The following is an 18725-nucleotide window of genomic DNA, read 5'->3' on the forward strand; positions in this document are numbered from 1 at the left end:
GACGGCCCGGCTGTTGCCGCGCGTTGATGCAGGTGGGCCGTTCATCCTTCGAGGCTCCTCACACGGCGCGCTGCGCCGTGTGCCTCGCACCTCAGGATGACGGGACTGATACGGCGTTCGTCGAGTTACCTCCGTCCCTTCACATCCAGCGGCACGGCCGCTTCATACTTCGAATTGTGCAGCACCAATGACGTCCGCACATTCCGCACATGCGGCGCCGCGGTCAGGTGCGTCACGAAATCCTGGAACGTCGCCATGTCGGGCGCGACGCATTTGAGGATGAAGTCGACCTCGCCCGACAGCATCCAGCATTCCCGGACCAATGGCTCGGCACGAACGAACTCCTCGAAGGCGCGCAAATCCGCCTCGGCCTGGCTGGACAGGTGCACCGAGGCAAACACCGTGACGTCGAAACCGAGCTTTCGCGCGTCCAGCAGCCCGCGGTAGCCGTGGATGTAGCCCTCCTCCTCGAGCGCCCGGACCCGGCGCAGGCAGGGGGGCGGCGAGATGCCGACGCGCTTGGCCAGCTCGACATTGGTGATTCGACCGTCGGCCTGAATCTCGGTGAGAATTTTCAGGTCGATCTCGTCTAGGTTCCGCGACACGTGATTGGAACTCCTGGCCTTTGCGGCGGTATTGGGTGGTTTGTCGCAATCCTCATAGCCCAGTCCGAGCGGTTAGCGCAATTTTATTGCGCGTGCAGCGCAATCGACTTTTGTTCCTTGTTGGAAAAATCCGCTGACAGGGAATGCAATTCTTGCATAGCTCACCAGAAGGCTTAGATTAGCTCTGATATTTCAGCGCCTCCGCGAGGCCTCCCGGCCCGTTCCGCGCCCGCGCTGCAAATCCCCCGTGAAAGGCGTCCATCGAAATGTCCGCTCCTGTTCATGCAAAGGTCGTCATTATTGGCTCCGGCCCCGCCGGCTATACCGCCGCGATCTACGCCGCGCGCGCGATGCTCGAGCCGATCCTGATCCAGGGCATCCAGGCCGGCGGCCAGCTTACCATCACCACCGACGTCGAGAACTATCCGGGCTTCGCCGACGTGATCCAGGGTCCCTGGCTGATGGAGCAGATGGAGAAGCAGGCGGTCCATGTCGGCACCCAGATCGTCTCCGACCTCGTCATCAAGCTCGACACATCGCAGCGGCCGTTCCGCCTGACCTGCGACTCCGGCGACGTCTATCTCGCCGACACCGTGATCCTCGCCACCGGCGCGCAGGCGCGCTGGCTCGGGCTGCCGTCGGAAGCGAAATTCCAGGGCGGCGGCGTGTCGGCCTGCGCCACCTGCGACGGCTTCTTCTACCGCAACAAGGAGGTCGTGGTGGTCGGCGGCGGCAATACCGCGGTCGAGGAAGCGCTGTATCTCACCAACCATGCCTCGCAGGTCACCATCGTGCATCGCCGCGATCATTTCCGTGCCGAGCGCATCCTGCAGGAGCGCCTGTTCAAGCACCCAAAGATCAAGGTGGTCTGGGACTCCGCCGTGGACGAGATCTGCGGCACCGAGAACCCGAACAAGGTCACCCATGTCCGCCTGAAGAACGTCAAGACCGGCGCGCTCACGGATCTGAAGACCGACGGCGTCTTCATCGCCATCGGCCACGCGCCGGCGACTGAGCTGGTGAAGGACCAGATCAAGCTGAAACCCTCGGGCTATGTCGAGGTCGCCCCCAACTCGACCGCGACCTCGGTGCCCGGCCTGTTCGCCGCCGGCGACGTCGCCGACGAGACCTATCGTCAAGCGGTCACAGCGGCCGGCCTCGGCTGCATGGCAGCGTTAGAGGCCGAACGCTTCCTGGCCCTGCGCGCCAGCGAGCGCGCGGCAGCGGAATAAAGATCATGCCTCGAACACGCGACGGATTTACGGATATGGACTGGGACAAGCTGAAGGTGTTTCACGCGGCGGCGGAAGCGGGCAGCTTCACGCATGCGGGCGAGCAGCTCGGCCTGTCGCAATCGGCGGTATCACGCCAGGTCTCGGCACTGGAGCAGGAGCTGTCGGTCTCGCTGTTTCACCGCCACGCCCGCGGCCTGATCCTGACCGAGCAGGGCGACCTCTTGTTCCGCACCGCCCATGACGTGTTCATGCAGCTGCAGGCGGCCCGCGCAAAACTCACCGACAGCCGCGAGCGGCCGAGCGGCGATCTCAAGATCACCACCACGCCCGGCGTCGGCATCAACTGGCTGATCCCGCGGCTCGGCGAATTCACCGCGCTCTATCCCGAAATTCGCATCTCGCTGATCGTCACCGACGAAGAGCTCGATCTCTCCATGCGCGAGGCGGACGTTGCGATCCGCACCCGCAAGCCGACGCAGCCGGATCTCATCCAGCGCAAGCTGTTCGCGATGGGCTTCCACGCCTATTGCTCGCCGGAATACATCAAGCGCTTCGGCACGCCGCGCACGCTGGAGGAGCTCGACTCCCACCGCATCATCACGCTGTCCGACGGCAACTTCGCGCCGCATCTTCAGAACCGCAACTGGCTGGTCGAAGCAGCGCGCAACGGCTCGGGTCCGCGCGAAGCCTATTTCAAGGTCAACAACATTCTCGGCCTCGTGCGCGCCTGTCAGCAGGGCCTCGGGATCGCGGCACTCCCCGACTATCTCGTCGAGGAGCAGAGCAAGCTTGTGCAGCTGTTCGGCGAGTCGGACTCGATCCAGCTCGACACCTATTTCGTCTATCCCGAGGAGTTGAAGACGGTCGCACGCGTGCAGGTGTTCCGCGATTTCGTGGTGAGCAAGGCGCAGCGCTGGCCGTCCTGATTTCCGCATGACTGACATGCGGCCTCGGCTGTTGCTGCATGGCGCTCGTCAAGCTCATACTGTTTGCACGCTGAGCCTTCGCGTTGCGCATTTGTCCCCCTCCTCCAGTGGCGCGGGAGTTCAGTAATCCCTCTTGGAAGGTGATTGTGTCGGCCTCACGTGGCCAATACCTAAGCCGGGCCCTTCGGGTCCGGCTTTTTTTCTGCCGATTCAGGCCTTCGCCTTCCGCGTGTGTTGACAGTTCCACCTATCGCCCGCATCATTTGCAAATGATCACGAAGTCGTGCGCACTCGTTTCGAAAAAAGGCCCCCACAGGGGGACCTCGGATTTTTGCGCGCGCTAAGCTGACTTCGTCATCGCGAGCCAATCCCGAAAACCCCGCCACCTGGACGGGGTTTTTTCATGTGCCCTCCGTCTCAGGTTTTTCCCGAGAAGGAGACACGAACATGACCGGACTACAGGAGCATTTGCACGGACTCTGGCTGCCGCTGGTGACGCCGTTCCGCGACGGCCGCCTCGACGAGACCTCGCTGCGGCGGCTGACGCGGCATTACAGCGGACAGGCCATCGACGGCCTCATTCTGGGGGCGACCTCGGGAGAAGGCATGACGCTGCGCGAGGTCGAGCTCGAGCGGCTCGTCGCCATCGTGCGCGACGAGATGGCGGGCGGGCGCCGCAGCATCCCGGTCTGCCTCGGCCTGTCGGGCGCGGACACCTCGCGGCTGAAGGAGCGGCTCGACGAGAGCGCGGACTGGCCGATCGACGGCTACTTGATCGCAAGCCCCTATTACGTACGCCCGTCGCAACGCGGCTTGCTCGCGCATTTCGAGGCACTGGCCGATCACGCCGCCTGGCCGCTGGCGCTTTACAACATTCCCTATCGGACCTCGGTTAACATCACCAACCAGACCATGCTGCGGCTCGCCGAGCATCCCAACATCGTCGGCCTGAAGGATTGCGGCGCCAGCCGCGAGCAGTCGATCGCGCTGCTGCGCGACCGGCCGAAGAATTTTCGCGTGCTGACCGGAGAGGACGCCAACTATCTCGAGGCGCTCACCGACGGTGCCGATGGCGGCATCGTGCTATCCGCCCATGTCGAGACCGCGACGTTCGCAGCGATCTATGCCGAGCACAAGCGCGGCAAGCATGAAGCCGCACAGGCGCGGTGGCACGAGGTCGCCGGGCTGACGCGGATGTTGTTCGCCGAGCCGAGCCCTGCGCCGGCAAAGTACTGGCTGTGGCGCTCCGGCCTCATCGACAGCCCCGAAGTGCGCCTGCCGATGGTGGAGGTGAGCAGCGAGCTCGCTGCCACGATCGACCGCGAGATCGCGCGACGGATGAAGGTCGCGGCGTAGTTCTTCCTCTCGACGCACGCCGCTCTTCCTTGTCTCTTGCAGGAAAAGGAAGAGCGGCCGTGGTTAACGGCATGCGAACACCGTTCGCAGCCGCCGCATGGGGCATCCACGTCTCGTTTACGCATTCGCCCCTATCGTTTTCTCAAAGGTTTTCACAAGGGGGAATATCCAATGGGGCATCGCACCCGGCCTACGGCCGCGAGTCAGTTCGCGCCCGCCGATCTGTTGCAGGGCATTCTGGTCGTTTCGTCATTCGGGTTCTGGGCGGTGGTGCTCGGCCTGATGCCGGTGCTGCTGTTTCGGGTCTGGCTCGCCTGAGACGGCCGCCTCACGATGGTTAAGCACGAGTCACAAATGCGTTCGAAATGCGAGCGGGATCGCGAACCGGAATTTTAAAACATCCCGTGTAGCTTCGATGCCCATAAGCGAAGAAATCGCGGGGGCGTTTGTGAATAGTCAGAACGAAATGGCGTCGCATTTCGGCGCCGGTCGGCAAATCATTGCCAGCGAGGAAAGCTTCACCACCGAGGACATCCTCTGGGCCATCGGCATCTGGTCGGTGATCCTGACGCTGTCACCGGTCATCGTGTTCTACATGCTGATGGTGGCGTGACTCTCATCGTCTTTTTTCGAGCACGATCTATTCGGAAAACCGCTTCACTCTTTTCCGGATCGTGCTCGTCCAAAACGCGAAACGCGCGGGGATAATCCGCGCGTTTGTCGTCCGGGGAAATGATTGATGAAAAATTAAGCCGCCTGCTTGTGCATTGCGCCGGATGCCGACGCCGTGCCGCGAATAGCCTTGACTGAACGCTCGATCGCCGCCCACAGCCTTGCAATTTCCTGAGCCGCGCGGCTCTCGGCCTGATACTCGCGCGCGCCTTCGCCGTGGCTCAGTGCCATCAACAAATCCGAACGATTGGTGATCTGACCGCCCCACACCGGAGCGCGGAACTTGGCCAGCGCCTCGCGGGCGATGGTGACGATCGGGCTTTCGGCTTCGTCACGCTTGGCCGGCGCACCGTTGAGCACGACCGCGTAGGGCTTGCGCGCCGCGCGGCACATCTGAATCGTTTCCTGCACCGCGTTGACGTCGAACACGCCGGGCCGCGCCGGAATGACGACCATGGTGGCGTTCTTGATCGCGTCGTCGACGACGGCCGACAGGTTCGGCGGCGTGTCGATCAACACCCATTCATAACCGTCCCGCTTGGCGGCGGAGACGATGCCGCTGACGGAGTTCACGGCCGCCTTGATCGGCGGTTCGTTGGTGCCACGCAGCTTGTGCCACAGCGTGAGCGAGCCTTGCGGATCTGCATCGACGAGCAGGACAGGCTTGGTCGCCTTGATCTGCGCGGCGAGATGTGCGGCCAGGGTACTCTTGCCCGAGCCGCCTTTACGCGATGCGAAAACAATAACGTTCATACCCTTGGCCTCCAGATTGACCCCAGGCCGCGAAAATGAATCACCACGCTGATTCGTGAAAGAAAAAATTGTCGGCAGTTGTCTTGCCGCCACGAAATATCAAAGCGGGCTGGCTTTTGAGTCACACTGCTTCGTACGACACCGAAACGAACTGCAATGAGGCGCCTCGAAAGCAGGCAATCGTACTTTTCCAGGCAACGAGAAGGAGAAAGCGGACTACAACCCTGCCGCGCAAACCGTCGTGTGACTCTTTTCGACCGCGCCTGCGCGCAATCGCCACAAGCCTGCGCGCGAGATGGCGAACAAAAGGAGTCCGGTGGCTGTCGTCGGGCTGATGCGGCAAATCGCGCAAGCGGAAAGCGGCCGGGTTTCAGAAAAGGAACGCCGGCCCTCAGCTCGGCTCGGTCTTTTTCTTCTTCGCCGGCTTCGTGCTCTTCTTCGCCGTATGGGGCGCGATGTTGGTCGGCTTGCCGGCGCGCGGCGCCGCGGCTTCGCCCGGCTCGGGCCCCTGGCGGAAGAACACCTTGCATGGCGGCGACAGCTGCGCTTTTTTCTGGATCATGCAGGCGGTGATGGCATCGACGTTCGGCACGAACTCGCCGCACAGCCGCATCGCATCGGGCGTGCAGGCCTGCTGCTGTTCGGGCGTGTAGGCGAACCCGGCGTCCGGCCGGACCAGCACGGCCAGGGCAAGCCCGGCCGCCGCAGCGAGAATGGACTTTCTGAAGCGAAACGCCGGCATCGATCCCCCCAAATCTAGAGTCGGGCCGGAGTGTGGGTGAACGGCCGTTCGTTGGCAACGAGGGCGGAGGCGAAAGCTGGGACGTGTGCGGTCTCGGCAACAGGGCGGAGCGGCGCCTGCCACGTCCACAGCTGTCGTCACCCGGCTTGACCGGGTGACCCAGTATTCCAGAGACGCCGGACGTCCCCCGAGAAGCCGCGGCGTACTGGATCCCCCGCCTGCGCGGGGGATGACCGCGGTGGGTGGGAAAGCGCTGCAACCCGGTGGCGGAATTGGCGGAGCAGCGTCGGCCCAGCCCGTCGCCCCTTCCAACCAAAAATTCGAAAACAACCCCATGCACAGTAGCCATGGCTCGGACGGGCCTGCGGTTTTTCAAAATTTACGGATTTTTCGAAATGTAGCTTGACACGTCGGGCAAAACAGGGGCATACTGTCATCATCGGAAGTTGCGTGGGGTGGTGAGCCGATCCCCGTGAGACCAAAGGGGCGCATGGCCACCGTTCTGATCGTCGCGCCGGTGTTCGCCCTGATCGCCGCCGGCTATGCCGCGGTGCTGTTTCGCTTCGTCTCGGAGGGCGCGCACAAGGGCATCTCCGAATTCGCCTTCAGCATCGCGATCCCTGCGCTGCTGTTCCGCACCATCGTCGTGTCGGAATTCCCCGACGTCAGCCCTTACAGGATGTGGGGCAGCTATTACGGCGCGCTTGCGATCACCTGGATCGCAGCGCTCGCACTCTCGGCATGTTTGCGCGAACGGCGCGAGGATCGCGAAGACGGCGTCGTGTTCGCGATCGGCTCGGTCTACGGCAACATCGTGATGCTCGGTATTCCCCTGGTGCTCTCGGCGCTCGGCAATGAGGCCGCAGGCCCGATGTCGCTGATCCTGTCGGTGAACACGCCGCTGCTCTGGCTCTGCGGCATCCTGCAGATGGAGCTGGTCAGCCACGAGCGCGCCGGCTCGCCGCTGTCCGTCATCGGCCCCGTGTTCGCCGACCTTGCGCGCAACCCGCTGATGCTGGGAATCATCTTCGGCGTGATCTGGCGCTTCACCGGCCTCGGCCTCAATCCGGTCGTCGACAAAACGATCGAGCTGCTCGCGCAGGCGGGATCGCCGGCCGCGCTGATCGCGCTCGGCATCAATCTGTTTCGCTTCGAGGTGAAGGGCGAGCTGCTGAGCGTCGTCGTGATGTGCGCGCTCAAGCTGCTGGCGATGCCGGCCGCAGCGTATCTGCTCGCCAGGCTGCTGGGCCTGCCACCGGTCGCCAGCGGCGTGATCGTGCTGTTCGCGGCGATGCCGACCGGCGCCAATGCGTATATCTTCGCGGCCCAGTATCAGCGGCTGGTGAACCCGGTGTCGGGTGCGGTAGCGCTGGGCACGCTGCTGGCGGCGGCGACGTTGCCGGTGGTGGTGATGATCGTGGCGGGGGCGAGGTAGTTCGGCCCGCCCCGTCCGAATAATTCGAGGGATTGCGGCGGCTACTGAAACTTGTAGCTGAACCTCCCACGCGCAACATAGGTCGTGAGTCAGCCGCGGGTGCTGCAATTGGCAGTGTCGAAATTGGTGGTAGTGACGCCGATGCGCGGGTGAGGTAATTCAGACGCAAGCGTCCGCCTCATCCCGGACGGAGCAGGTCATGGCGCAGAACATCTACGACAATCCGGATTTCCTTTCAGGTTACAGCCAGCTTCCACGGCAGGTGCTCGGCCTTGCCGGCGCACCCGAATGGCCGGCGCTACGCGCGATGTTTCCCGACATGGAAGGCAAACGCGCCATCGACCTCGGCTGCGGCTTCGGCTGGGTTTCACGCTGGCTGCGCGAGAATGGCGCCAGGACGGTTCTCGGCGTCGACCTCTCCGAGAGCATGATTGCGCGGGCGCGAGAGGCCACGGGCGATCCTGCCATCGACTACCGCATTGCCGATCTCGAGACGATCGAGCTTCCCGAAGCGGCCTTCGATTTCGCCTTCAGCTCGCTGACGTTCCACTATGTCAGCGACTTCGACCGGCTCGCGCGCATGATCCATCGCTCGCTCACGGTGGGGAGCCATTTCGTTTTCTCGATCGAGCATCCGGTTTTCATGGCAGCTACTCATCCCGCCTGGATCGAGGACGAGGACGGGCGAAAGACATGGCCGGTCAATCGCTATGCGATCGAGGGGGAGCGCCGCACCGATTGGTTCGCGAAAGACGTGGTGAAGTATCACCGCAGGATCGCAACGACACTGAACGTGCTGATCCGGGCCGGGTTCATCATCGAAGCCGTCGACGAGTTCGCGCCCTCGGCGCAACAGATCAGCGAGAAGCCGGCGCTGGAGGAGGAGCTGGAACGGCCGATGATGCTGCTGGTGTCGGTGCGACGACAGGAGCATCCAGCACGTCCGGATCGCACATCCATTCCCAGCGGTGGCTCGACTCCAAAAAGTCGCCGGCACGAGGACGACGCGTGATCGGCTCAGGCTGCCCAATCCATGATCGCGTCGATGAAGGTTTGAGCCTGGCGGATCGCATCCAGCCTGGTGGCGCAGACACCGACCGACACGGTTCGGCCCTTCCCCACGGTCCACTTCCAACCGGACAAATAGCGCATTTCAACAATTGAAAAGCTGACGCCGCGATGTTCCACGGAGATCCTCCGCTGACATTGTTGCTATGCGGAAAGACTACGCCAAAGGCGGGATGTGGTCCAGCGGACACGGCGGCGGACGTGGTTTCGGCCAAGCCTCCTCGACGGGTCGAACCCAGCGGAATTTTATGCACTGTCACCGTAACTGGATGCTGAGTTTCGTCGTGATGTGCGCGCTCAAGCTGCTGGCAATGCCGGCGGCGGGCAAGAACCAATCGGCCTGAGACCTCTGGAGCGTCAGCCCCAGAGGTTGGTCGCTTCATCCGGCCAGCTTCCTGTTATCAGTGGGATCCGCCGGGCACCGGAGCCGGAATGGCATCGACGCCATTGCCGTTGATCTGGTTGTCCCCGAACGACAGAACATTCCCGCTGACCGACGTGCCGTTGCCCGTGATGATCGACGCCCCCACTCTGATGGTGGTCCCGGGAGAAGCAGAGAGGCCGGTCCCGCTTGCGGTCGCGGCACTCTCTTTCACCAGCATTCCGATGTTGCTGCCTGTCGTCAGAAAAGCAGTGTTGGCAAAGCCGTTGGCAACCGTATCCCGGACGACGATATTGATACCCGTTGCGCCACCCGAGGAGTCGCCGACAACGCCAAAGTTTCCGCGATGGAGGTGGCTCTTGCTGATGAGAGCAAAGGCCGAAGCGCCAGCGCCCGGATTCACGAGGATTGCGGCACCCCCGGCGCCTGCCCCAGTATTTGTTATTGTCACGTTCTCAACGATCAGTTTTGCACTGTTGGTGGGCGTGAAGGCGATACCGTGGCCACTCGGAGAACCCGTCTGATCGTGAATCCTGGTATTTTTGACATGCAGCGAGGCGCCTTGCAGGAAGCTGATGCCGATCAAGCCGGGCGCGGTGGGCGGTGCACCATTGATATCCAGCCCTTCGAGATAGACGCTGTCTGTGGCGGAGGCGTTGATGACGATGCCATTGGTGGCTGAGTGAAGAACGCCTGCGGTGCCGATGTCGCAATAGATGCTCATGGATTTCGTGATCGTCACGGATCCATAGGCGCCAGGGTCCAGGCAATTGATCTCACCGCCGGCCGCGGTCTTCGAGATCGCCCCGGCGAAGGTCTTGCATGGCGCTGTTCGGCTGCAGGGATTGACGTCATCACCTACCCCGGAAACCCAGGTTCGGGTTGCCTGTGCGTTGGCATGATTTGCAGTCAGCAGAGTAAGGACACAGACAAGGGCAAAGTATATGCGACGCATTGTTGGCTCCAAAAATATAAAAAATCCACCCACGCAAATGATAGAGGTCCGCGCGCGGATTGGCTACATCGTGAAGACAACATCGAATTTGTTGCGGAGCATCGACATTTGATGGTTGCACGCCGGGCGCCTACCGCTCGCAGTCACGGGGAACTCAATCCTGCCGTTGCGGCCCGACGCTCGAGATTCTCGATGACGTGGAGTTTCGTGCACTGGCACTGTAATTCCTCCCGCGCAATCCGCTGATGCTGAGAATCATCTTCGGTGTGATCTGGCGCTTCACCGGCCTCGGCCTCAATCGGGTGATCGACAGGACCATCGAGCAGCTCGCGGAGGCGGGATCGCCGGCGGCGCTGATCGCGCTCGGCATCGATCTGTTCGGCTTCGAGGTGAAAGGCGAGATGCTGAGTTTGGTCGTGACGTGCGCGCTCGAGCCGCTGGCAATGCCGGCGGCAGCGCAAGAGCCAGTCGGGCTGAGGCCTCTGGAGCGTCAGCCCCAGAGGCCTATCGCTTCATCCGGCAAGCTTCCCGTTATCAGTGGGATCCGCCGGGCACCGCAGCAGGAATGGCATCGACGCCATTGCCGTTGATCCGGTTGTCCCCGTAAGACAGAACATTCCCGCTGACTGACGTGCTGTTGGCTGTGATGATCGACGAGCCAACTCTGATCGTGGTTCCGGCAGAAGCAGAGAAGCCGGTCCCGCTTGCGGTCGCGGCGCTATCATTCACCAACATTCCGATGTTGCTGCCTGTGGTCAGGAAGCCGGTGTTGGTGAACCCGTTGGCAACCGTATCCTTGACAACGATATTGAGACCCGTTGCGCCACCCGAGGAGTCGCCGACAACGCCAAAGTTGCCCCGATGGAAATGGCTCTTGCTGATGAGAGCAGTCGCCGAAACTGCCGCGCCCGGATTCACGGAGATGGCGGCACCGGAAGCGCCGGAGCCGGTGTTGGAGATTGTCACGTTCTCAACGATCAGTCTTGCGGTCGTGGTGGGCACGAAGGCGATCCCGTGGCCCGGCGCACTGAGCTGGTCGCGAATCCTGGTATTTTTGACATGCAGCGAGGCGCCTGACATGAAGCGAATGCCTGAGAGGCCCGGTGTGGTGCCTGCACCATTAATGTCCAATCCTTCGAGATAGACGACGGCGGTGCCGGGGGCCCCCGATGCGGAGTCGTTGATGACGATGCCGTTGGTGCCGGAGTTAAGAATGCCTGCGACACCACCCTCGCAATAGATGGCGATGGATTTCGTGATCGTCACGGTTCCATAGGCGCCAGAGTCGAGACAATTGATCTCACCGCCGGCCGCGGTCTTCGAGATCGCACCCGCGAAGGTCTTGCATGGTGCTGTTCGGCTGCAGGGATTGACGTCATCGCCTACGCCGGAAACCCAGGTTCTGGTTACCTGAGCGTGAGCCAGCGACGGCCCAAGCAGAACGAACGCGAATGCGAGATACAATAATCCTGAAAAAAAGCGATGCATGAAATGCTCCATGATGTAGCGGATCTTTCCTGGTTCCGACCACGGAGCAGCTCGTTCCCGAAAGAACGCTCAAGCGAAACGTCTACAACCAAAGATTTACGCTAATGGCTGACCGCAATCGATAGACATGAGTGTCTTGCCGGCCATGAAGCGCGCTGCGACAAATTGACCACCATGAGCTCAGGGGGAATGCGGTGGCGCGCGCGGCAGTAGGAATGTCGCTTGCGGCGGTGACGTTGCCGTTGATGGTGATGATGGTGGCGGGCGCGAGGTAGCCGAGTCGAAGACCCCGCCAGCACAGGAGCCCGTCGGGCTGAGACCTCTGGAGCGTCGGCCCCAGAGGTCATCTGGCCAGATTCCCGTTATCAGTGGGATCCGCCGGGCACCGGAGCCGGAATGGTATCGGCGCCATTGCCGTTGATCCGATTGTCCCCGAAAGACAAAACATTCCCGCTGACTGACGCGCCGTTGCCTGTGATGATCGACGAGCCAACTCTGATTGTGGTCCCGGCAGAAGCAGAGAGGCCGGTCCCGCTAGCGGTCGCGGCACTCTGATCCACCATCATTCCGATGTTGCTGCCTGTGGTCAGAAACGCGGTGTTGGCAAAGCCGTTGGCGACCGTATCCCGGACGACGATATTGATACCCGATGCGCCACCCGAGGAGTCGCCGACAACACCAAAGTTTCCGCGATGGAGGTGGCTCTTGCTGATGAGAGCAAAAGCCGCAACGCCAGGACCTGGATTTACGAGGATTGCGGCACCCCCAGCCCCTCCCGCTGCCCCAGTGTTTGTGATTGTCACGTTCTCGACGATCAATTTTGCATTGTTGTTAGGCACGAAGGAGATACCGTGGCCTGCTCCGGTCCCGTTCTGGTCACGGATGGTTACATTTTTTACATGCAGCGAGGCGCCTGAAATGAAGCGGATGCCCGACGCGCCAGGGGTGGTGCCCGCACCTTCAATTTCCAACCCTTCGAGAGTGACGACGACGGTGCCTGGGGTGCCCGTCGCGGAGTCGTTGATGACGAAGCCGTTGATGCCACCTGAGTTAAGAGTGCTCCCGAGAGTGCCGGTGCAATTAACGCTGATCGATTTCGTGATTGTCAGCGTTCCATAGCCGCCAGGGTCGAGACAATTGATCTCACCTCCGGCCGCGGTCTTCGAAATCGCTCCGGCGAAAGTCTTGCATGGCGCTGTTCGGCTGCAGGGATTGACGTCATCACCGACGCCGGAAACCCAGGTCCGGGTTGCCTGAGCGTGAGCCACCGACGGCCCAAGCAGAACGAACGCGAATGCGAGATACAACAATCCCAAAGAAAAGCGGTGCATGAACTACTCCATCGACTTGGCGGATATTTCCTCGTTCCGACCACGGAGCAGCTCGTTCCCGAAGGAACGCTCGAGCGAAATGTGTACAAAAAAGGATTTGCGCTAATGGCTGACCGCAATCGACAGGCATGATGTTGGCACGCCGTCGCGCTCGCTGCAACAAATTGACCATCAGAAACCGGGGAACCCGGCGTCGCGCGCGGCAGGGGGGACGTCGCTTGCGGCGGTGACGTTGCAGTTGATAGCGGGTGATGCAGGGGCGGCTGACGATTGCCGAACGGCTATTTCGCGCGCCAGGCCATCTCCCAAAACTCCGCCTCGAGCCGGGTGGCTTCCTTGAAGATCGCAATCAACTCGGCCTCGCGGGCCGGCGTGGCGTAGAGTCCTGCGAGATGCTCCAGATGCGCCCGCGCCTTGGCCGCGACCTCCTGGTACGGCGCGCCGGCATATTCGGCGATCCAGACGCGGTAGGCGTTCGTCGCAGCCGCCGCATCGGGGCGCGCGGCGAGCCGCGTTGCGATCTCCGCGTAGCCGATCACGCAAGGCGCAAGCGCGACCTTGAGGGCCAGCAGATCGCCGCGCATGCCCGCATCGAGCACGTAGCGCGTATAGGCCAGCATCTCGGCCGCCGGAGGCGCCTGTTCGAGATCGGCCGGAGACAGACCCCAATCGGCACAGAGTTTGACATGCAGGTTCATCTCGACATCGAGGATCGCCGACAGGCCGGCCGCGGCCTCACGCATGTCGGCAAGCCCAGGCGACTTGTAGACTGCGAGCGCGTAGGCGCGGGCAAACTCGATCAGGAACAGATAGTCCTGAACGAGGTAGTAACGAAACGCAGCTTCAGGGAGCGAGCCGTCCGCCAATCCGTTGGTGAAGGGATGCTCGGTATAGGCCCGCCACTCGACGGACGCTGCTGTCTTGAGACGCTCGAAGAAGGTCACGATGTTGCCGCCCGGGTTGGCTGCCCATCAATGGATTGGGCTCGCTACCGATAGCGCATCGCGGGCCGAGGAGCTATGCCCGGCAAGAGCCGCCGGCAAAAGCGTCATGACCAAGAACGATAGTTCTGATTGCCATGATCCTGCGCGTTTTGCCGACAGCTGTTTCAAGACAGGCCGACGCAATTGGCTGTCGTCCGTGCCGGGCACGATCTCTTGTGGCGGCGTTAGTTCGCCGCCTTGATGATCAGCTCGGAGACCTCTTTCGGGTGCGACAGCATCGCGACGTGGCTCGAGGGCAGCTCGACGGCCGTCGCCTTGGCCGCCTTCACCTGGTCGCGCTCCATTTGCGGCGGAATGATCGCATCCTTCGCCGCGACGACCATGAAAGTCGGCTTCTCCCGCCACGCAGCCCGGCTGATCGGAGCGGTCAGCGTCCTGATGTGGAAGGGTCCCTGGGTCGCCGCGACGACGGCCTGCTCCTTCGGCGGGAGGTCGGCCGCGAAATATTTCCTGATGCCTTCATCGCTGATCGTGAGATAGCCGTCGGGGTCCTTGACGAAGGCTTTCAGGCTCTCGGGATCAGGATATTTCGAGGTGGCGCTCTTCACTGACTCGCCCTTGTCGGGCGCGTAGGCCGCCACATACACGAGCGATTTGACCTTGTCGTCATTTCCCGCCTCGGTGATGACGGCACCGGCCCAGGAATGGCCGACAAGGACGACAGGGCCTTCTGCATTCCGGATCGCCCGCTTGGTCGCGGCAACGTCGTTGTCCAAGGAGTCGAGCGGGTTCTGGACCGCGACGACCTTGAGCCCGGCCTTTTCGAGATACGGAATGACCCTCTCCCAACTCGACCCGTCCGCGAAAGCGCCATGGACGAGGACTGCGGTCTTGGCTTTCGGCTCGGCAGCCAACACCGGCTGGCCGACTGCAATCATCGCGGTCAGGACGCCCAGGCCGATAGTGCTCTTATAAGATTTCATAGTGACGTTCCTTCATTTGGCGGAGGTCTCGGTCTTGCCGCTTCCGCAAACGGCACGAGAAAATCGAGCGCTGCATGCGATCGCCCAACCATCAACGCACGGCCGCCGCGCAGATGTCAGGGCACACGCAGACCGGCCGTTGCGAGCATCGCCTGGGATTCGCATTGCCGCGAAACATTGGCCACGAAGGAGATCATTGTCGTGATCTTCCCGTCGAGCCGCAGTCTGTGCGGACAGTAGATGCGGCTGGTCGGGATAAGGCCAGTTAAAAGAGGTAAAAGGGCTGGCGCGAATGAATTGTGCCGGTCGCCACTGCGTCGGTAGCCATAGAAGGGATGCCTGAATCAATTACGCTGGAGCTGGTCGCGCAGCTCGCACTCGGCCGCCTCACGACTGTGCCTGTTAAGATGCCGGAAGTAGGTCGCGCACGGCAAGCCCGCGAAGCGGCATAAGCGCTGTACGTCGGCGTTGGCGTCGATTTCTCTCTGATGTCATCCAAGCCATCTGGCCCATTGGCGCTCTAAGCCATGATCCAGTCACGGAGACTCATGCGGGAGATCCCAAGCTCGCGACCCACAGAGAGAACGTCTTCGCCCTGCTCAACCCAGCTTGATCGCCTTCAATTTGCACGCCGTCGGAAGCTGACGCTTCTTTCTTCGTCTTGCCACAGGTCATCCTCGAAACGCCTGTCACTACAATTATCGTGTATCACTTCAGGGGTGCGGCCCAACACTGTCACTGTGATCCGCCGGGGCGGATAGGTGGCCGGATATCGCGGACCAGCTAATGGGACCCAGTACTGAAACGCGCCGATGATTGGCCGCCAACTTCAAATTTTGATTCCCATCTCCGCGGTCTTCTGATTCAGTGTTTCAATGGCGGAAACTTCAATCGAATGGACCGACGCAACTTGGAATCCCGTTGCCGGGTGCACCGTGCTGACGGCCGGCTGCACCAATTGCTATGCCATGCGAATGGCGGCCAGGCTCGATGCAATGGGGCTCGACAAATACGCCGGGTTGACCCGCAAGAGCGGCGGCCGAGCAGTTTGGACCGGAAGGGTCCGGTTGGACGCCAAATCTCTCGAAGCGCCGCAGGCTTGGAAGAAGCCGCGGAAGGTGTTCGTCAACTCAATGTCCGACCTTTTTCATCCGAAGGTCCCGAAAACGTTCGTTTTGCAGGTGTGGAGGGTGATGAAAGAAACACCGCGGCACACCTACCAAATTCTGACTAAGCGTCCTGAGACCATGGTGGAGATGCTTTCAGATTCCCGGTTCAGTGTTTTGCCGAACGTCTGGCTGGGCACAAGCGTTGAAGACTCGCGGGTACTCTCACGACTAGACGCGCTACGAGCCGTGCCAGCGGCGGTACGCTTCGTCTCCTTTGAGCCCCTAATCGGCTCTGTCGCCGCTGGAGATTTATCCAGCATCGATTGGGCAATCGTCGGTGGAGAAAGCGGACCGCGAGCACGTGAGATGAAGCCTGAATGGGTGGAGGAGATCGAAGCCATGTGCCAGCGCGCTGGAACGGCATTCTTCTTCAAACAATGGGGAGGCAAAAACAAGAAAGCTGCCGGCCGCCTGCTCCACGGCCGCACTTACGACGCCATGCCGCCGGCTTTGAGGATGTGATTCCCGACGCGGCTGGCCAGCCCTATCGCTTTCGGATCATCATTCGAAACGCAGAAGAACAACGAGAAGCGCTGCGGGCGATCGTGTAGAGGTAATGGCAGTGGCTTGAGTACCGCCGAGAAGATAGTTTCCAGCCGCTTTTTGGCGTACGCCTCAAGGCCGGCGACGTCCGCCGATCGCTGCCGCGGCTCCTCTACGATCCCCTCAAACAAATCTTCTCGGACCGTCTTTGGGTAGAGTTCCTCTTCCCATGCATCGGACCCAAACATGCGAGTGAGGGCGGCTCGTTTGTGCTGGTCAACGTCGGTCAGATCGCGCGTCGCCTGACGGTACAGTCCGGACAGCGGAAATAGAAACCAAACATCGATGGCCTTTGTTGCCGCCACCCTTTCGAGAGTCGACCAATCCAACTGCATTCCGTACGGATCGAGAAACAGGACGGCGCGCTTAGAATGCCAGCTGTTGCCAGCGATGAGCGATTGGAGTGCATCGTTAGCGTCGTCCTTGATCACCGCGATGCGCCTGCCCGAATGGATCGCTCTCAATTCTTCCAGAGCCGCGAAATACGTCGGCTTGTTTTCGATGAAGACGATAAAGTCAAAGGCCGGCCGCACGTCGATAGCGATTTTGGCTGAGCCGCGGCGGCGCTCCACTCTTTCCGGCTCGCCACCGTCTAAGAGGCCAGCCGGCCGTTCTTCATGCCGAACAGTTCGCGAGCCAGTGCCTGCGAAGGCGTCGATATACCAAAGCTCTCCGAACTTTCCTCTTAGCGCTGTGGTGAAGAAGTGCAGGTATTTTTCGACAATGGAGAGCTTTAGCTCTGTGTGTTGATCGCCGAACTCGTGATCGACTGGCATTGCGGCAAACTCATTTGGGGCGAAAGGATCATTTCAACCACGAGTCGCGGCCTACTAGCAATGCGCCCCTATTTTGGACTTACCGCAAATTAGCGGTAGGGCATGTCGCGACTAGCTGCCGGCGTGCTGGGGCCACCGGCGCAACTAGCAGAGTGGTAGCTGTTTCGTATCTGGGCCCGCCAGGAAATATGGCTGCCACGTCTAATTGATTGATCTAATTGGTACAGTTGGGTGGGCTCGAACCACCGACCTCCTGTTCCACAGACAGGCGCTCTAACCAACTGAGCTACAACTGCATCCTTGCGAGCCGCCCTTGCGGGGCGCCCTTGAGAGGGCCGACAACCGAGGGGGCTGGACGGGGCGGAAACTAGGTGCAACGGCCCGGTTTGGCAAGGCCGCAATGGTGCGAAAAACCGGCGGAAATCACAGCTCGTACGATGAAAATCGCCAATTCCGGTGTCTATGCGTGATTGAGAGGGCGCCCTCCGCTCGTGAGACCTGAGCCCCTCACCCGGATCGGTCCGGACGATGCTTCGCATCGCCGGGGCGATCCGACCTCTCCCTGCTGGAGAGGTAAGAAAAACCCGGGCCTTTCGGCCCGGGTTTCTGAAGTCGACAGACCTGCCGAAAGATCAGGCGGCGGGCTGCTGGTAGAACTTCGAGGCGCTGGCCTTGATCGGCTCGGCGGTCTCGGAGGCGATGCGCTGGGTGAGCTCGACCAGCTCCTTGGCCTGGGCCTGGAAGGTCTCGAGCTGGGTCTTGGCGTGGCCAGTCCAGAGCGCGAAGGCGTCCGAGGGCGACTTCACGCTGAGCAGCTCCTGGGCGAAGTCCAATGAGGCCGACGAGTTGGCCTTCATGAACTCGACCAGCTTGGCGGTGTACTCGCTCGCGCCCTTGCTGGCGGTGGTGAATACGGCCTCGACGGTGCCGTTGTGGGTCTCGGCCGCGTCCTTGAACTTGGCGTAGTTTTCGCGGGCCTGCGACACGCCCTTTTCGGCGAACGCACGCACCTGCTCGGGAACCTCGAACGGAATGATCGAGGCAGAAAACGGATCAGTCGCACCTGTCATGGTTGTCCCTCACGCTTAAAGAAAAAATCGAGTGAGCCCTCCGGCGCGCCCGCCGGGCCCCGAAAGCCTGACATTCAGCGGGTACGAAGACTGGAAACACGAACAAGCTGGCTCGCCCAATGGCCCAGTCGTATGGCTGCCTAACATGTCAACATTGTGCAACGCAATGCGGCGGCGGGGTGCGATGCAAAATTTAATCTCGGAGAGAGCGAGGTTCCTTCGCATGGGAACCCGGGGTTGAGGTAGCGAGATGCCCCGCGCCGTCATTCCCGGGCGCGCCGCTTGCGCGAGC

At 61.5% G+C, this 18725-nt stretch carries 20 protein-coding genes and 1 tRNA gene; 9 read left to right on the forward strand and 12 right to left on the reverse strand.

The genetic code is table 11. The annotated features are described in order from the left end of the window. Positions 1 to 125: 125 nt before the first annotated feature. On the reverse strand, positions 126 to 605 hold the full coding sequence (locus tag HYH08_RS28860; RefSeq protein WP_220013220.1) for an Lrp/AsnC family transcriptional regulator: 480 nt from the start codon (positions 603 to 605) through the stop codon (positions 126 to 128). A gap of 266 nt (positions 606 to 871) precedes the next feature. Between HYH08_RS28860 and trxB the strand changes: the two genes are divergently transcribed. The 5 genes from trxB to HYH08_RS28885 all read left to right on the forward strand — a co-directional run bounded on the left by trxB (position 872) and on the right by HYH08_RS28885 (position 4735). Next, positions 872 to 1837 (forward strand): thioredoxin-disulfide reductase, encoded by a 966-nt coding sequence (gene trxB / locus HYH08_RS28865; RefSeq protein ID WP_220013221.1) that lies wholly within the window; start codon positions 872 to 874, stop codon positions 1835 to 1837. A 5-nt stretch (positions 1838 to 1842) separates the two neighbouring features. Next, entirely contained in the window at positions 1843 to 2766 is a 924-nt protein-coding gene (locus HYH08_RS28870) for a LysR family transcriptional regulator (protein WP_026312114.1), read from the forward strand. A 447-nt stretch (positions 2767 to 3213) separates the two neighbouring features. Further along, positions 3214 to 4122 (forward strand): 4-hydroxy-tetrahydrodipicolinate synthase family protein, encoded by a 909-nt coding sequence (locus HYH08_RS28875; protein WP_220013222.1) that lies wholly within the window; start codon positions 3214 to 3216, stop codon positions 4120 to 4122. 171 nt (positions 4123 to 4293) lie between these two features. Further along, positions 4294 to 4440: a hypothetical protein gene (locus HYH08_RS28880; RefSeq protein ID WP_220013223.1), complete on the forward strand. Its 147-nt coding sequence runs from the start codon at positions 4294 to 4296 to the stop codon at positions 4438 to 4440. Positions 4441 to 4537: 97 nt separating this feature from the next. After that, positions 4538 to 4735 carry a hypothetical protein gene (locus HYH08_RS28885; protein ID WP_220013224.1) on the forward strand — a complete coding sequence of 66 codons (198 nt, stop codon included), beginning with the start codon at positions 4538 to 4540 and terminating at the stop codon, positions 4733 to 4735. 134 nt (positions 4736 to 4869) lie between these two features. Here the strand turns inward: HYH08_RS28885 and HYH08_RS28890 are convergent, their stop codons facing one another. Together HYH08_RS28890 and HYH08_RS28895 are read right to left on the reverse strand one after the other, a co-directional pair. Continuing rightward, entirely contained in the window at positions 4870 to 5547 is a 678-nt protein-coding gene (locus HYH08_RS28890; protein ID WP_220013275.1) for an AAA family ATPase, read from the reverse strand. Between the two features lie 391 nt (positions 5548 to 5938). After that, positions 5939 to 6289 (reverse strand): hypothetical protein, encoded by a 351-nt coding sequence (locus tag HYH08_RS28895; RefSeq protein ID WP_220013225.1) that lies wholly within the window; start codon positions 6287 to 6289, stop codon positions 5939 to 5941. A gap of 490 nt (positions 6290 to 6779) precedes the next feature. Between HYH08_RS28895 and HYH08_RS28900 the strand changes: the two genes are divergently transcribed. Both HYH08_RS28900 and HYH08_RS28905 read left to right on the forward strand, forming a co-directional pair. Beyond that, positions 6780 to 7724: an AEC family transporter gene (locus HYH08_RS28900; protein WP_220013226.1), complete on the forward strand. Its 945-nt coding sequence runs from the start codon at positions 6780 to 6782 to the stop codon at positions 7722 to 7724. A gap of 199 nt (positions 7725 to 7923) precedes the next feature. After that, positions 7924 to 8736, forward strand: coding sequence for a class I SAM-dependent methyltransferase (locus HYH08_RS28905; RefSeq protein ID WP_220013227.1), 813 nt, complete (start codon positions 7924 to 7926; stop codon positions 8734 to 8736). Positions 8737 to 8741: 5 nt separating this feature from the next. Here HYH08_RS28905 and HYH08_RS28910 read toward each other — a convergent pair whose 3' ends face one another. Both HYH08_RS28910 and HYH08_RS28915 read right to left on the reverse strand, forming a co-directional pair. Further along, positions 8742 to 8912, reverse strand: coding sequence for a hypothetical protein (locus HYH08_RS28910; RefSeq protein ID WP_220013228.1), 171 nt, complete (start codon positions 8910 to 8912; stop codon positions 8742 to 8744). 281 nt (positions 8913 to 9193) lie between these two features. Beyond that, positions 9194 to 10129 carry a hypothetical protein gene (locus tag HYH08_RS28915; RefSeq protein WP_220013229.1) on the reverse strand — a complete coding sequence of 312 codons (936 nt, stop codon included), beginning with the start codon at positions 10127 to 10129 and terminating at the stop codon, positions 9194 to 9196. Positions 10130 to 10374: 245 nt separating this feature from the next. Between HYH08_RS28915 and HYH08_RS28920 the strand changes: the two genes are divergently transcribed. Beyond that, positions 10375 to 10719, forward strand: coding sequence for an AEC family transporter (locus HYH08_RS28920; protein WP_220013230.1), 345 nt, complete (start codon positions 10375 to 10377; stop codon positions 10717 to 10719). On the opposite strand, the gene HYH08_RS28925 is transcribed toward HYH08_RS28920, so the two are convergent. The 4 genes from HYH08_RS28925 to HYH08_RS28940 all read right to left on the reverse strand — a co-directional run bounded on the left by HYH08_RS28925 (position 10664) and on the right by HYH08_RS28940 (position 14875). Further along, the gene (locus tag HYH08_RS28925; protein ID WP_228748128.1) at positions 10664 to 11629 is read right to left on the reverse strand and encodes a right-handed parallel beta-helix repeat-containing protein; all 966 of its coding nucleotides are present in this window, start codon (positions 11627 to 11629) and stop codon (positions 10664 to 10666) included. The two genes, HYH08_RS28920 and HYH08_RS28925, sit on opposite strands and share 56 nt — an antisense overlap. 353 nt (positions 11630 to 11982) lie before the next feature. Beyond that, on the reverse strand, positions 11983 to 12948 hold the full coding sequence (locus tag HYH08_RS28930; protein ID WP_220013231.1) for a right-handed parallel beta-helix repeat-containing protein: 966 nt from the start codon (positions 12946 to 12948) through the stop codon (positions 11983 to 11985). A gap of 281 nt (positions 12949 to 13229) precedes the next feature. Further along, complete coding sequence (tenA, locus tag HYH08_RS28935) at positions 13230 to 13892, reverse strand: thiaminase II (RefSeq protein WP_220013232.1); 663 nt, start codon at positions 13890 to 13892, stop codon at positions 13230 to 13232. A gap of 224 nt (positions 13893 to 14116) precedes the next feature. Next, complete coding sequence (locus tag HYH08_RS28940; RefSeq protein ID WP_228748129.1) at positions 14117 to 14875, reverse strand: alpha/beta fold hydrolase; 759 nt, start codon at positions 14873 to 14875, stop codon at positions 14117 to 14119. A gap of 875 nt (positions 14876 to 15750) precedes the next feature. Between HYH08_RS28940 and HYH08_RS28945 the strand changes: the two genes are divergently transcribed. Beyond that, complete coding sequence (locus HYH08_RS28945; protein ID WP_220013233.1) at positions 15751 to 16506, forward strand: DUF5131 family protein; 756 nt, start codon at positions 15751 to 15753, stop codon at positions 16504 to 16506. Here the strand turns inward: HYH08_RS28945 and tcmP are convergent. From tcmP to HYH08_RS28960, 3 genes are all read right to left on the reverse strand, one after another. Next, positions 16473 to 17363, reverse strand: coding sequence for a three-Cys-motif partner protein TcmP (gene tcmP, locus HYH08_RS28950; protein ID WP_220013234.1), 891 nt, complete (start codon positions 17361 to 17363; stop codon positions 16473 to 16475). The two genes, HYH08_RS28945 and tcmP, sit on opposite strands and share 34 nt — an antisense overlap. Before the next feature lie 219 nt (positions 17364 to 17582). Beyond that, positions 17583 to 17659, reverse strand: a tRNA-His gene (locus HYH08_RS28955). A 336-nt stretch (positions 17660 to 17995) separates the two neighbouring features. Further along, positions 17996 to 18433 carry a phasin gene (locus HYH08_RS28960; RefSeq protein ID WP_220013235.1) on the reverse strand — a complete coding sequence of 146 codons (438 nt, stop codon included), beginning with the start codon at positions 18431 to 18433 and terminating at the stop codon, positions 17996 to 17998. Positions 18434 to 18725 lie beyond the last annotated feature (292 nt).

The sequence above is a fragment of the Bradyrhizobium sp. BR 10289 genome, from assembly GCF_019455385.1.
In the GTDB taxonomy this organism is placed as follows: Bacteria; Pseudomonadota; Alphaproteobacteria; order Rhizobiales; family Xanthobacteraceae; genus Bradyrhizobium.

What these genes read in the sequence shown, in the direction of transcription:
- HYH08_RS28900 (WP_220013226.1), top strand. Translation starts at nt 6,780, where the DNA reads ATGGCCACCGTTCTGATCGTCGCGCCGGTGTTCGCCCTGATCGCCGCC.
- HYH08_RS28895 (WP_220013225.1), bottom strand. Translation starts at nt 6,289, where the DNA reads ATGCCGGCGTTTCGCTTCAGAAAGTCCATTCTCGCTGCGGCGGCCGGG.
- HYH08_RS28920 (WP_220013230.1), top strand. Translation starts at nt 10,375, where the DNA reads ATGCTGAGAATCATCTTCGGTGTGATCTGGCGCTTCACCGGCCTCGGC.
- HYH08_RS28870 (WP_026312114.1), top strand. Translation starts at nt 1,843, where the DNA reads ATGCCTCGAACACGCGACGGATTTACGGATATGGACTGGGACAAGCTG.
- HYH08_RS28880 (WP_220013223.1), top strand. Translation starts at nt 4,294, where the DNA reads ATGGGGCATCGCACCCGGCCTACGGCCGCGAGTCAGTTCGCGCCCGCC.
- HYH08_RS28905 (WP_220013227.1), top strand. Translation starts at nt 7,924, where the DNA reads ATGGCGCAGAACATCTACGACAATCCGGATTTCCTTTCAGGTTACAGC.
- HYH08_RS28925 (WP_228748128.1), bottom strand. Translation starts at nt 11,629, where the DNA reads ATGGAGCATTTCATGCATCGCTTTTTTTCAGGATTATTGTATCTCGCA.
- HYH08_RS28930 (WP_220013231.1), bottom strand. Translation starts at nt 12,948, where the DNA reads ATGCACCGCTTTTCTTTGGGATTGTTGTATCTCGCATTCGCGTTCGTT.
- HYH08_RS28915 (WP_220013229.1), bottom strand. Translation starts at nt 10,129, where the DNA reads ATGCGTCGCATATACTTTGCCCTTGTCTGTGTCCTTACTCTGCTGACT.
- trxB (WP_220013221.1), top strand. Translation starts at nt 872, where the DNA reads ATGTCCGCTCCTGTTCATGCAAAGGTCGTCATTATTGGCTCCGGCCCC.
- HYH08_RS28890 (WP_220013275.1), bottom strand. Translation starts at nt 5,547, where the DNA reads ATGAACGTTATTGTTTTCGCATCGCGTAAAGGCGGCTCGGGCAAGAGT.
- HYH08_RS28885 (WP_220013224.1), top strand. Translation starts at nt 4,538, where the DNA reads ATGCCCATAAGCGAAGAAATCGCGGGGGCGTTTGTGAATAGTCAGAAC.
- HYH08_RS28940 (WP_228748129.1), bottom strand. Translation starts at nt 14,875, where the DNA reads ATGAAATCTTATAAGAGCACTATCGGCCTGGGCGTCCTGACCGCGATG.
- HYH08_RS28875 (WP_220013222.1), top strand. Translation starts at nt 3,214, where the DNA reads ATGACCGGACTACAGGAGCATTTGCACGGACTCTGGCTGCCGCTGGTG.
- tcmP (WP_220013234.1), bottom strand. Translation starts at nt 17,363, where the DNA reads ATGCCAGTCGATCACGAGTTCGGCGATCAACACACAGAGCTAAAGCTC.
- HYH08_RS28960 (WP_220013235.1), bottom strand. Translation starts at nt 18,433, where the DNA reads ATGACAGGTGCGACTGATCCGTTTTCTGCCTCGATCATTCCGTTCGAG.
- HYH08_RS28945 (WP_220013233.1), top strand. Translation starts at nt 15,751, where the DNA reads ATGGCGGAAACTTCAATCGAATGGACCGACGCAACTTGGAATCCCGTT.